Origin of the sequence: Vibrio sp. SS-MA-C1-2 (assembly GCF_021513135.1) — a bacterium.
Classification (GTDB): domain Bacteria; phylum Pseudomonadota; class Gammaproteobacteria; order Enterobacterales; family Vibrionaceae.
On record NZ_CP090981.1, the window covers coordinates 2,725,600 to 2,738,466 of the forward strand.

Here is a 12,867-nt window from a genome sequence, read left to right on the forward strand (position 1 = left end):
AAGCCGTAATCGAAATTACTTCTCTTCTTTTTCTTTTAGTTTAATCGCCACAGCCAGCTCTTCTAATGCAGCAGGGTTTGCTACATTTGGTGCATCTGTTAATAGACAAGATGCCGCGGTTGTTTTAGGGAATGCGATAACATCACGGATATTATCAGTACCACAAAGTAGCATCACTAGACGATCAAGACCAAACGCAAGACCTGCATGAGGTGGCGTACCGTACTTTAATGCTTCAAGTAGGAAACCAAACTTCTGTTGTTGTTCTTCAGCTGCAATACCTAAAATATCAAATACCGTTGATTGCATTTCTGCATTATGAATACGAACAGAACCACCGCCCACTTCATAACCATTGATAACCATATCGTACGCATTTGAATTCGCAGATGCAGGGTTTGCCGCCAACTCTTCAGGTGTTAGGTTAAGTGGTGATGTGAATGGATGATGCATGGCATGCAAGTTACCTTCATCATCTTCTTCAAACATTGGGAAATCAACAACCCAAAGTGGTTTCCAAGCGCTCAGATCAGTCAGTTCAAGATCTAGACCCACTTTCAGACGAAGCGCACCCATCGCTTCTTCAACAACTCGCTTACTGTCGGCACCAAATAGGATGATATCGCCTGTTTGTGCATTGGTACGCTCAAGAAGTGCGTTAACAATATCTTCAGACAAGAACTTAGCCACTGGAGATTGAACGCCAGCAAAACCTGCTTCGCGATCATTAATCTTCATCCATGCTAAGCCTTTAGCACCATAGATACCAACAAACTTACCGTATTCATCTATTTGCTTACGAGAAAGTGACGCGCCACCGGGAACAGTTAATACGGCTACACGGCCTTTTTCATCATTTGCAGGGCCAGAGAATACTTTAAACTCAACGTCTTTCATTAAGTCAGCAACGTCAGTTAATTCAAGTGGGTTACGTAGATCCGGCTTATCTGAGCCAAAACGACGCATCGCCTCAGAGAATGGCATCACAGGGAAAGCGCCAAGTTCTACATTAAGTAGTTCTTGCCACATTTCAGTCACCATCTGCTCTGTCACTGCGCGAACTTGGTCAGCACTCATGAAAGAGGTTTCGATATCGATCTGAGTAAATTCAGGCTGACGATCAGCTCGTAAATCTTCATCACGGAAACATTTCACAATCTGGTAATAACGATCAAAGCCAGACATCATCAACAACTGTTTAAATAGCTGTGGTGACTGAGGTAGTGCGTAGAAGCTGCCTTTATGAACACGACTAGGTACTAAGTAGTCACGCGCACCTTCTGGGGTCGCTTTCGTTAATACTGGTGTTTCAATATCTAGGAAGTCATTGCCATCTAGGAAACGACGAACAAAACTTGATGCTTTGGCACGTAGTTTAATGCGATCACTCATTTCAAGACGACGGAGATCTAAATAACGGAATTTTAAGCGCTGCTCTTCACTGTTATTTTGATTGAAGTCTAACGGAAGAGGCTCAGAACGGTTGATGATCTCAAGACCCGTTGCCAATACTTCAACTTCACCAGTTGTCATATCTTTATTGATTTGGCTATCAGGACGAGCACGAACTTCACCCGTTAAGCGGATACAGAACTCATTACGAAGTTGATTAGCAAGGGTAAAAACCTCAGCCATATCTGGGTCAATAACGACTTGAACGATACCTTCACGATCTCGCATATCGATAAAAATAAGTCCGCCTAAATCACGACGGCGGTTTACCCAACCACAAAGCTCTACAGTTTGTCCGGCAAGGGACTTGTTCAGGTGACCACAATATTGGGTGCGCATGATGAATTTCCCGATCTAAAAACAATGATTCTCAATAAACTAAAACAAGGAAGAGTCAAAAAGGTCTCGTTTCCCTACTTTCGGATATACATAACGATAATAATCAGCAGAAGGTGGCTAAAAACCACACATTTCTACCGATAATAATAAATAAACGCGCCATTATAAAGGAAAATAGGGGCAAGAGGGAAATTTAACAAAACTTAACTATTATTATTTATCGAGTCATGACAAAAATATGACATTTTGGTTAATTTAAGCTGTTATAAAAAGTTGGATTATTAATATCTATTAAATATTACGATTTACCTAGATCACAGTAGAGACAGATCGCAAACTTTTCACTACAATACGCGCCCTGTTTTCTTGTTTTAATTTCTTTAAGGTTGGCCAAAATGGCAAAAAAAGATAACGTCTTCGCTGCACCAATAGAAAAGCTTGGTGATTTTAATTTTGATGAGCGAGTCGCCGAAGTCTTTCCCGATATGATTCAGCGCTCGGTGCCGGGTTATAGCAACATTATCTCAGCCATTGGGATGCTAACCGAACGTTTTGCTCAAGCTGACTCCAACCTTTATGATTTAGGCTGTTCATTAGGTGCTGCCACCCTCTCTATTCGTCGAAATATCAGCAAAGAAAATTGCCAAATTATTGCCGTTGATAACTCATCTGCCATGATTGAACGTTGTCAGCGCAATATCGATGCTTATCGTGGCAACGTTCCTGTTTCGGTGATTGAAGCTGATATCCGCGATGTTGAGATAGAGAATGCATCGGTGGTTGTTCTTAATTTCACCCTGCAATTCCTTAATCCTGAAGATCGCCAACGTCTACTTGAAAAAATCTATAACGGATTGCGCCCCGGTGGTATTCTGATCTTATCTGAAAAATTTGTCTTCGATGATCAACCCACTCACGAACTTCTTATCGAGCTATACCATGATTTTAAGCGTGCTAATGGCTATAGCGAGCTTGAAATTAGTCAAAAACGCAGCGCATTAGAAAATGTCATGCGACCAGACACCATTGAACATCATAAGACGCGTCTGCTTGATATTGGCTTTGACTCTTGTGAAGTTTGGTTCCAATGCTTTAACTTTGGCTCAATGTTCGCCATTAAACAGAATTAGACAACATTAAGCCATGTTATACCCAAAGTAATTGGCGTTGCTAGTAGCCGGCGAACGAGTACAGCCAGCAACCTAGCAACTTCAAATAAGAAAGGTATAGCAAACTAAATAAAACCGAATACAGATAAACGGATAACGCTTATAACTAGCAAAAATCGTTATCCTGTTTTAATCTCTTTTTTATGGCTACATTTAATCATGTATTCACAATAAATTTTATTTCTCATTTTTGATTCCAAATTGGATAAATACCTTTATGTTATTTGATTTTTCAGACTTTTATCAGATCATTGCCAAAAATCGTCTTAGTCATTGGCTAAATACCTTACCGACACAATTAACCGTTTGGCAGAAAGAGCATCCTCATGGCCAACTTCCTCGTTGGATTAAGATGTTGAATAAAATTCCAACCACCGCACCTTCTTCCGCAGAGCTAAAAGATGAAGTTCGTATTGGTGAGTCTGGTGAGCTAGAACGTGGACAATCGGAAAAATTAGAAAACCTATTACAACATTTTCACCCTTGGCGCAAAGGGCCTTATCAAGTCCATGGTATCCATATTGATACCGAATGGCGCTCAGATTGGAAATGGGATCGCGTATTGCCTCATATTTCACCATTAAAAGGCCGTTATGTCTTAGATGTTGGTTGTGGCAACGGCTACCATATGTGGCGCATGGTTGGACAAGAGGCGGAAATGGTTGTCGGTATCGATCCTTCAGAACTATTTTTAATCCAATTTAGTGCAATTAAACGCTTACTCGGGAATGATCAGCGAGCTCACCTTCTTCCTCTTGGCATTGAGCAACTCCCTAAATTGCAATGTTTTGATACGGTATTTAGTATGGGTGTGCTTTATCATCGCCGTTCCCCAATCGATCATCTTATTCAATTAAAAAACCAGTTAACTAAAGGTGGCGAATTAGTCCTTGAAACCCTAGTTATTGATGGTGATGAGCAAGATGTATTAGTTCCCACTGATCGTTACGGTCAGATGCGTAATGTTTGGTTCTTCCCTTCTGCAAAAGCGCTAAAACTATGGTTAGAAAAATGTGGCTTTGTAGATGTCAAAATTGTCGATGAAACAGAGACATCTTTAGCTGAACAACGATCCACCAGCTGGATGCGCCATCAATCACTCGAAGACTATCTAGATCCTAACGATAAAAGCAAAACAATTGAAGGTTATCCAGCACCTAAGCGAGCAATTTTGATCGCTAAAAACCCAGATTAAAATTACAAAATATTCAACTATACTTTAAAAAATCACACTATTTTTACATGACTATACCCCAATTTATTTAAGTCATGGCACTGTTTCAATAACACCATGACTTAAAATAAACAAGGTATAAAAATGGAGTTAAACATGCCTCGTTATCCCTTTGCTATGATTGCCGTTCTCTTATTGGCAGGTTGTACCCAAAATGCTGAACTAAGACATCAAGAGACATTAACCACAGTCGATAATGGTAACAAAGCCTTATCCGGTGACATCAATACAGTTCATGTAGAACTAATTACCGTTGATAATAAAATTGAAAAACAAAATCAAACGATTGATTCACTTAGTAAGCAGTTAGAGGGATTAAACCAGCAACTCCTCACGATGGAAGAAAAAACCAAACAACGAATTGAAGAGCAAAATCGCAAAGAAGAACTTGAACGTCAAAAACGTATCGAAGAAAGTAACTTGACTTACAAAGGTAAAATTATTCTTGGTAGCGTTGAATGGGTATGGTTAGACAGTGTAGGGACTCACTATCAAGCCCGTGTCGATAGTGGCGCAACCACATCATCATTAGATGCAGTCGATATACAAGAGTTTGAACGTGATGGCAAATCTTGGGTTCGCTTTACCGTCCCGAGCCCAACGAATCAGACTTCGGATGATAATAAGGACGCAAAACAAGAGAATATTATCGAAGCCCCAGTTGTCCGTTGGGTGCGTATCCGCCAATCCAATACAGAGCAAGCGATTCGTCGACCAGTTATCAACAGTTGGATGCAGTTAGGTGGGTTACATCAAGAAGTTCAGTTTACCTTGACGGATCGAACTCAGATGGATTATCCAGTCCTTCTTGGTCGCGACTTCTTTAAAGATATTGCGTTAGTCGATGTTGGTCAGCAATTTATTCAACAAAAAACAACACCAGTGACCACTCAACAACCCTTAATAAAACCTAAAACAGACAAACAAGAGCCTGTTATTCAAAACTCAGTAAAACAAGAGTCAACAAAAAAAGAACCAACAGAGAAGCAGCAATAAGCTCATCAAGCAATCAATAAGATAACGCTCAATGTGAAATGCATTGAGCTTAACGGAAATAAAAACAACCATTACTTATACTTTAATAGTAGTAAATAACAGACGAGGACGTCATGACTTCAAGAGTTCCTTTTTATTTTTTAATCGCCATGTTGGTGGTCGTTGGGCTTAGCCTCAACTGGTATCGCCATGATGTTTATGGTGTTCCTTGGACGCCAAATACTCACAGTAATGTTTGGGAAGTAGAAGCGCGAATTCAATTTGACGCCCACGGTGACCCAATTAAAGTCTCTCTAGCATCACCAACCACTCAATCAGGCTTTACGCTTATCGATGAAAGTACCTCATCACCCGGTTATGGTGTGGCAACCATAGATAATGAGCAAGACCGTAGAACAGAGTGGTCGATTCGTGAAGCGCAAGGGCCTCAAACCCTTTACTACAAAGCGATGATGTTAACCGATAATAATGCTGACTACTCTGAACAAGAACCGGTTGATCCGATCCCGGTTGTTAATCTCCCAGGTCCTCAAGATTTAGCCGCAACGGCACTTATTGAACAAGCGAAAAAACAGTCTGCTGATAATCAAACCTTTACTCGTGAAATTATAAAACAATTTAATAACCCTGATAATCAAAATGCCGCTCTCCTTCTTCATAGTGGATCACGCCCAGAAATGATTGTGAACTTACTTCACCGTGAGCAGATCCATGCACGTATTGCAGGGGGATTAAATCTAGAGGATGGTCGTCGCCGTCAATCGATTATGGACATGATCGAAATCTGGAATGGCAATAAATGGGTATTGTTCAACCCTAAAACAGGGGCTGAAGGTAAAACAGATAACCTATTTATCTGGAATCAGAACAGTCAATCTCTTTTGGATGTTATGGGCGGTAAAAATAGCCAAGTTCACTTCTCTATGATTGCTCAAGATATTGCACCGCAAAAAGCAACGGAAGAGAAAATCCGCAGTGATGACCTTCTGAATTTCTCAATTCATACCTTGCCACTTGAAGAGCAGTCGATGTTTAAAACCATCATGCTGATCCCAATTGGTGCACTGATTGTGGTCTTTTTGCGCGTAATTGTCGGCTTAAAAACGTCAGGTACTTTCATGCCTGTCCTGATTGCCGTTGCCTTTGTACAGACACAACTGGTTACCGGTATTATCGGTTTCTTATTGATTGTTGGTACTGGTCTATTTATTCGTGGCTACCTCTCCAAGCTCAATTTGCTGCTGGTTGCAAGGATATCGGCGGTAATAATCAGCGTTATCATTATTATCGCGATGTTTACCGTATTGGCCTTTAAGTTAGGATTAAATGAAGGGTTAACCATTACTTTCTTCCCGATGATCATTCTCTCTTGGACAGTCGAACGTATGTCGATTTTATGGGAAGAGGAAGGCCCCAAAGAGGTATTCATTCAAGGGGGTGGTTCAATGTTAACCGCAATCATTATCTACATTGCAATGACCAATGATATCGTCCGTCACTTAACCTTTAACTTTATCGGTGTTCAATTAATCATTATGGCGGTTATCCTGCTATTAGGTAATTATACAGGTTACCGTTTAAGTGAACTTCGTCGCTTTAAGCCATTGTCTGAGGAGTAGCGTCTATGTTTTCATTTACCTCTCCTTCAAAGCTAAAAGTTAAAGGAATAATGGGGATGAACCAGCGCAATATTAGTTATATCGGTCGTTATAATGATCGAGCTAAATACCCGCTGGTCGATGATAAGCTAAAAACTAAAATCATTGCTCAAGAAGCAGGCGCAACCGTTCCTGCACTTATTGGCGTTATAGAGCATCAAGCTGCAGTTAAAAATGTTCATGACATGGTAAAAGATTGGTCGGGTTTTGTAATCAAACCCGCTCAAGGCAGTGGTGGTAAAGGAATTTTAGTTATCACCTCAAATAAAGATGGCGTCTATATTAAACCCTCTGGTGCCGAGGTCTCTAAATTAGAAGTTGAACGCCATGTTACCAATACCTTAGCCGGGCTATTTAGTTTAGGTGGTAAAAATGATGTCGCCGTTATTGAAAACTTAATCAAGTTTGATAATGTTTTTGATGGCTTCAGTTATGAAGGTGTCCCTGATATTCGTGTCATCGTCTTTCAGGGCTTCCCTGTGATGGCAATGATGCGTCTTTCTACTGCCGCATCTGATGGTAAAGCAAATTTACACCAGGGAGCCGTTGGGGTTGGGATAGATATTGCAACTGGTGAGGCTGTACGTGCCGTTCAGTTTAACTTACCGGTGACTCATCATCCCGATACCAATAAAGAGCTAGCGACTCTTAAAGTTCCTCACTGGAATCGATTATTAACGCTAGCAGCCAGTGCGTGGGAGATGACTGAACTGGGTTATATTGGGACAGATATGGTGTTAGATAGAGAACAAGGGCCAATGGTCTTAGAGTTGAATGCACGCCCGGGTTTAGCCATTCAAATTGCCAACGCTTCAGGATTATTACCAAGGTTAAATCTGGTAGAAAATCTAGATCATTCGATGCGTTCATTAACGCCAGAAGAGCGCGTAGCATGGTCTGCCAAACAGTTTGGTCATCAAGTTCAGTAACTGAATATCAAAGATAAGAAAGGATAAAATATCTTACTAATAAGGGTTCCGTCTCCTATTAGTAAGGTATCTGCTGTTAAATCATATCTATTACTTCGTAACAAATGTATCAACAGTAATTATATTCTTTTACTGCTCGCTAGCGATCACATCTTCCAACGTTGCTGTATGCAATTTAATGCATACACCCTGCCATTTAAACGCAATCGTTGGATTTGGCAGTCTTTCATTTTCGCCTTTTGGTGAACTCATTTTCACCTTCAAGCCAAACTCGCCAGACATCAATGAAGGCCACTTTTCAGAGAGGATAGGAAATTGTAACTTGGCCGCCACGATAAGCTCTTCAACCGTTGTTGCTGAGCATTTCACAACACATTCAATATGTTCCCAACCTTGCTCGGGATAACTCTTCTTACCTGGATAAGGAAGTTCTACACATGAAATATTCTGATCACCATATGGGATTGCGTCATTAAGTTTAATCACAACAATCGGACGACCATTAATCTGATTATTAGATATCTCTTCACCATAAGCTAACCATTGTTGGTGGCTCTCTTTTGCTACATCTAAATCATTAATTCTAACCGCGATATGGTCAACTTCTGATTGAGAAATTGGCACACCGATTAAAGTTGCTAATTTATCCACTTTACTTTTAAACTCAGGAAGTTGCTTTAATAACTGAGTTGGGGAGAGTTGCCCCTGTTGTTCTGCCATAAAAAACCTACTTATCATAAGAGCGAATTGATGGAATATTCATCAATCTTCATTATATATTATTTTGATCTATTCTATGAATTATTCTTATCAATAGTAAATAATTTTTGTGGCCTGTTTTGCCAATAGAAGTACCCAGCAATAATAAAGGTAACGGCTTCAGCCATAAAAATCGCGGCAAAGAGCCCATCATCGCCCATAAACCACGGCAATATCACTAGAAAAGCAACAGGCAGCACCAAGCTTCGACTACTTGCAATAATGGCAGATGGGATCGGCTTATGGATCGCGGTTAAATAACCTGAAATCAATAAATTTATGCCGTTAAAAATAAATGCTGGCCAATAATAACTGACAAAGCGTAATGTAATATCCATAACATCCCCAGCATCTTCTCTCAGAAATAGGTTGACGAATAGATCTGGTGCCTTAATCAATAAAAAGATGATCATCATAGAGACCAATAAGATGCAACTCACCGCCATCATTAATAAATATCTAATTCTTATCGATTGCTTTGCCCCTAAATTCATTGCGATAACGGGCTGCAAACCTTCACTGATCGCATAAGAAGTTAATAAACCGATAAAAGAGAAATAACCAATAATAGCAAAGGCAGCAACACCATCAGAACCAAACTTTAATACCATGACCCAATTAAAGATAAAAATCGTCAAACCCGCAGAGGCCTCATTAATAAACTCAGAAAACCCATTAAACGCTGATTTCAGCACAGAAAGCCACTGCTTCTGATACAGGTAGAACGTTAATTTAGAACGCGTACTAATAAAATAAAATAGGCCAAACAGCATACCAATAAAGAAAGAAGCTCCTGTCGCACAAATTGCACCCTCAATCCCCCACCCGAATAGACTAATAAACAACCAATCGAGAAATATATTCACCATTGCCGCTAAGATCATAATAAAAGCAGCATATCGAGGAGAACCATCAACTCGAATAAAATAACTTAAACCCACCACCACCATTAACATCGGCTGAAAAATAAAGTAGAGCCACAAGTATCGATACGCATAATCAAATAACTCACCATTGGCACCTAACACCGCCAATAAAGGCTTAATAAAAAACAGACCTAACACACCAAGAAACAGTGAGATAAAAATGATTGCAATCATGGTACGACTAAAAACGTTATTGGCTTCTTTTCTCTCTCCCTGTCCAATTAATTTTCCTACCACCACTGAACCACCGATCGCAAACATCGCCGCAATACCAAAAAATAGTGATCCCAAAGGTAAAATTAGGTTAATCCCAGCAATAGCAAGTTTACCGACATAACGACCAACAAAAATCCCATCGACAATACTTGCCGATGAGATGGCTAATAATCCTAAAATAGCGGGAATAACAAAACGGAAAAAAAGTGGGATAATAGGCTGAGTTAAAATTTGGTTGTCTCTATTGGTCATAAATACCGAACACTCTTATCATAGAAAGAACGCACCATATTATTCGATCTAATCTGGCTCATTTGTTTTATAACTAAGATTCGATCAATTTATTAACGTATGATAGATACTCCTCATACTATGCATAAAATTTCTCTTTTTACCTTCGATTACGCTGTGGTATGAAGAAAAAGTGAGATTTAACGCAATTAACTATTGCCAGCATAGGGGGAATTGATATCATGCTAAACTTTATTCTGTAATCGTTATACCCAAAGTAATTGGAGTTGCTAGTAGGCGACAAGTGAATGAGACCCCATGAGTATAGATGTTCTATATGATTGGGGCGAATGAACGCCATCAACAACCTAGCAGCTTCAAGTAAGAAGGGTATATATCTAAGTAGAAAACCCCTTAGACAACCAAGGATACCCCAGTGAATATTCAAGCCTTAATTAATGACAAAGTATCAAAAGCACTCGAAGCTGCGGGCGCACCAGCCGGAAGTCCTGCTGCTGTACGTCAATCTGCAAAAGCACAGTTTGGTGATTACCAAGCGAATGGCGTAATGGGTGTCGCAAAAAAACTTGGTTGTAATCCTCGTGAGTTTGCGCAGAAAGTAATTGATTGTTTAGATCTCGATGGCATTGCAGATAAAGTAGAAATCGCCGGTCCTGGTTTCATCAATATTTTCTTAAGCTCTGCATGGTTAGCTGAACAAGCAGATAAAGCACTGGCTGATTCTCGCATCGGTGTAAGCAGTGAAACACAACAAAATATCGTCGTTGATTACTCAGCACCAAACGTAGCAAAAGAGATGCACGTTGGTCACCTACGTTCAACCATCATTGGTGATGCTGTTGTTCGTACTTTAGAGTTTTTAGGTCACAATGTTATCCGCGCTAACCATCTTGGTGATTGGGGTACTCAATTTGGTATGCTAATCGCAAACCTTGAACGTGTTGAAAATACCAATGCATCAAGCAACGATTTAGAACTTTCTGATCTAGAGGCTTTTTATCGTGAATCTAAAAAGCTTTATGATGAAGATGAAAATTTTGCAGAAACAGCACGTAACTACGTGGTTAAACTGCAAGGCGGCGACCCGTTCTGCTTGAAAATGTGGAAAAAACTGGTTGACGTCACAATGGTACAAAACCAGATCAACTATGACCGTCTAAATGTCTCTCTAACTAATGACAACATCATGGGCGAAAGCATGTATAACGATATGCTTCCTGGTATTGTTGCCGATCTAAAAGAGAAAGGGATCGCAGTCGAAGACCAAGGCGCACAAGTTGTCTACTTAGATGAGTACAAGAACAAAGATGGCGATCCAATGGGTGTTATCGTTCAGAAAAAAGATGGCGGTTTCCTCTACACCACCACAGATATTGCCTGTGCAAAATACCGTTACGAAACATTAAACGCTGACCGTGTTCTTTATTTCATCGACTCACGTCAACACCAGCATCTAATGCAAGCATGGACCATTGTTCGTAAAGCCGGTTATGTTCCAGAAGAGATCTCTTTAGAGCATCATGCATTTGGTATGATGTTAGGTAAAGATGGTCGTCCATTTAAAACTCGTGCAGGTGGTACCGTTCGTCTAGCCTCTCTTCTGGATGAAGCAGAAGTTCGTGCAAACAAACTGATCGACGAGAAAAACAAAGATATGCCAGCAGAAGAAAAAGCGGTTGTGGCAAAAACAGTCGCCATGGCAGCGGTTAAGTATGCGGATCTATCAAAGAACCGTACCACTGACTACATCTTTGATTGGGACAACATGCTAGCATTTGAAGGTAACACCGCACCTTACATGCAATATGCTTATACACGTGTAGCTTCGATCTTCAAACGTGCCGATATTGATCCAGCAACATTAACGGGCGATATCATCATCAATGAGGAAAAAGAGAAGACGTTAGCAGCAAAACTTATTCAGTTCGAAGAAGCAGTACAATCTGTTGCTCGTGAAGGTCAGCCACACTTAATGTGTAACTACCTATTTGAATTAGCAGGCCAGTTCTCTAGTTTCTACGAAGCGTGCCCAATTCTTAATGCAGAAGATGACATTAAACAGAGTCGTCTAAAGCTTGCAGCATTAACAGCAAATACACTGAAACAAGGCTTAGACCTGCTAGGCATTGAAACACTAGAAAGAATGTAATTTATTCCTTTTTATTTAGGTCGTCACTTAAAATAAAGAGATAAGTTTAGATTATCATCAATCATAGAAAGCACCGAGTCTGAGCTAAACGACTCAGGTGCTTTTTTTCACTTTAAGTTTAAGGATTTAAGATATGAGTTTTTCTCTCCACTCTCGCTTAGCTCAAGATACCGTTCATTTAGGTGATCTCCCTCTAAGCCAAGTGCTATTAATCAATGAAGATCTTCCTTGGATCATTCTTGTTCCTCGTATTGAAAACTTAACCGAAATCCATCATTTACCCCGCGAACAGCAGATCCAATTGATGGATGAATCTTGCGCGATTGCGAATATGATGGAGATGCTCTTCCAGCCGAAAAAAATGAATATTGGTGCATTAGGCAATATGGTTCCTCAACTCCACCTTCATCATATTGCTCGCTTTGAAAATGATATTGCATGGCCGGGACCGGTTTGGGGCAATAGTTCAGGTATCGCTAGAACCACTGAGAAACAGCAGAAGCTAGTTGATTCATTGGTTGAAGGGTTATCAGATATCACTGGTTTTAAAGAAAATAAGAGTCAATAACTATTGTCATTAATAAAAAAGAACGACTGTAATTAATAGAAAATAACCACTGCAGTTAATAGAAAAAATAGCGTTAAGCTGGAAAGATAGTACAAGCTTTGGTGAAGTGGCTTTAATAATAAGCTTAGACAAAGACAAAAAAGACCTAACAGTGCTTCTTAACGAAGGTGTTATACCTAAAATAATTGGAGTCGCTAGTAGGCAGCAAATGAGTGAGGCC

Annotated in this window: 10 protein-coding genes; 7 read left to right on the forward strand and 3 right to left on the reverse strand. The window is 40.1% G+C overall.

All coding sequences use genetic code 11. The features are described 5' to 3' along the window. Positions 1-15: 15 nt before the first annotated feature. Positions 16-1,791 (reverse strand): aspartate--tRNA ligase, encoded by a 1,776-nt coding sequence (gene aspS / locus L0B53_RS16715; RefSeq protein WP_235060725.1) that lies wholly within the window; start codon positions 1,789-1,791, stop codon positions 16-18. A gap of 395 nt (positions 1,792-2,186) precedes the next feature. Between aspS and cmoA the strand changes: the two genes are divergently transcribed. The 5 genes from cmoA to L0B53_RS16740 all read left to right on the forward strand — a co-directional run bounded on the left by cmoA (position 2,187) and on the right by L0B53_RS16740 (position 7,777). Further along, entirely contained in the window at positions 2,187-2,921 is a 735-nt protein-coding gene (cmoA, locus tag L0B53_RS16720) for a carboxy-S-adenosyl-L-methionine synthase CmoA (protein WP_235060726.1), read from the forward strand. 256 nt (positions 2,922-3,177) lie between these two features. Continuing rightward, positions 3,178-4,155, forward strand: coding sequence for a tRNA 5-methoxyuridine(34)/uridine 5-oxyacetic acid(34) synthase CmoB (cmoB, locus tag L0B53_RS16725; protein WP_235060727.1), 978 nt, complete (start codon positions 3,178-3,180; stop codon positions 4,153-4,155). A gap of 135 nt (positions 4,156-4,290) precedes the next feature. Next, positions 4,291-5,190, forward strand: a complete 900-nt coding sequence (locus L0B53_RS16730) for an ATP-dependent zinc protease (RefSeq protein WP_235060728.1) — start codon at positions 4,291-4,293, stop codon at positions 5,188-5,190. A 113-nt stretch (positions 5,191-5,303) separates the two neighbouring features. Further along, the gene (locus L0B53_RS16735) at positions 5,304-6,809 is read left to right on the forward strand and encodes an inactive transglutaminase family protein (RefSeq protein ID WP_235060729.1); all 1,506 of its coding nucleotides are present in this window, start codon (positions 5,304-5,306) and stop codon (positions 6,807-6,809) included. A 5-nt stretch (positions 6,810-6,814) separates the two neighbouring features. Further along, positions 6,815-7,777, forward strand: coding sequence for an alpha-L-glutamate ligase-like protein (locus L0B53_RS16740; protein WP_235060730.1), 963 nt, complete (start codon positions 6,815-6,817; stop codon positions 7,775-7,777). Positions 7,778-7,906: 129 nt separating this feature from the next. Here L0B53_RS16740 and L0B53_RS16745 read toward each other — a convergent pair whose 3' ends face one another. Beyond that, the gene (locus L0B53_RS16745; protein WP_235060731.1) at positions 7,907-8,497 is read right to left on the reverse strand and encodes a VOC family protein; all 591 of its coding nucleotides are present in this window, start codon (positions 8,495-8,497) and stop codon (positions 7,907-7,909) included. Between the two features lie 74 nt (positions 8,498-8,571). After that, on the reverse strand, positions 8,572-9,930 hold the full coding sequence (locus tag L0B53_RS16750) for an MATE family efflux transporter (RefSeq protein ID WP_235060732.1): 1,359 nt from the start codon (positions 9,928-9,930) through the stop codon (positions 8,572-8,574). Positions 9,931-10,345: 415 nt separating this feature from the next. Here L0B53_RS16750 and argS point away from each other — a divergent pair, with 415 nt between their 5' ends. Further along, on the forward strand, positions 10,346-12,079 hold the full coding sequence (gene argS / locus L0B53_RS16755) for an arginine--tRNA ligase (RefSeq protein WP_235060733.1): 1,734 nt from the start codon (positions 10,346-10,348) through the stop codon (positions 12,077-12,079). 133 nt (positions 12,080-12,212) lie between these two features. After that, complete coding sequence (locus tag L0B53_RS16760; RefSeq protein ID WP_235060734.1) at positions 12,213-12,647, forward strand: HIT domain-containing protein; 435 nt, start codon at positions 12,213-12,215, stop codon at positions 12,645-12,647. The last annotated feature ends 220 nt before the right edge of the window (positions 12,648-12,867 follow it).

What these genes read in the sequence shown, in the direction of transcription:
- aspS (WP_235060725.1), bottom strand. Translation starts at nt 1,791, where the DNA reads ATGCGCACCCAATATTGTGGTCACCTGAACAAGTCCCTTGCCGGACAA.
- cmoA (WP_235060726.1), top strand. Translation starts at nt 2,187, where the DNA reads ATGGCAAAAAAAGATAACGTCTTCGCTGCACCAATAGAAAAGCTTGGT.
- cmoB (WP_235060727.1), top strand. Translation starts at nt 3,178, where the DNA reads ATGTTATTTGATTTTTCAGACTTTTATCAGATCATTGCCAAAAATCGT.
- L0B53_RS16730 (WP_235060728.1), top strand. Translation starts at nt 4,291, where the DNA reads ATGCCTCGTTATCCCTTTGCTATGATTGCCGTTCTCTTATTGGCAGGT.
- L0B53_RS16735 (WP_235060729.1), top strand. Translation starts at nt 5,304, where the DNA reads ATGACTTCAAGAGTTCCTTTTTATTTTTTAATCGCCATGTTGGTGGTC.
- L0B53_RS16740 (WP_235060730.1), top strand. Translation starts at nt 6,815, where the DNA reads ATGTTTTCATTTACCTCTCCTTCAAAGCTAAAAGTTAAAGGAATAATG.
- L0B53_RS16745 (WP_235060731.1), bottom strand. Translation starts at nt 8,497, where the DNA reads ATGGCAGAACAACAGGGGCAACTCTCCCCAACTCAGTTATTAAAGCAA.
- L0B53_RS16750 (WP_235060732.1), bottom strand. Translation starts at nt 9,930, where the DNA reads ATGACCAATAGAGACAACCAAATTTTAACTCAGCCTATTATCCCACTT.
- L0B53_RS16760 (WP_235060734.1), top strand. Translation starts at nt 12,213, where the DNA reads ATGAGTTTTTCTCTCCACTCTCGCTTAGCTCAAGATACCGTTCATTTA.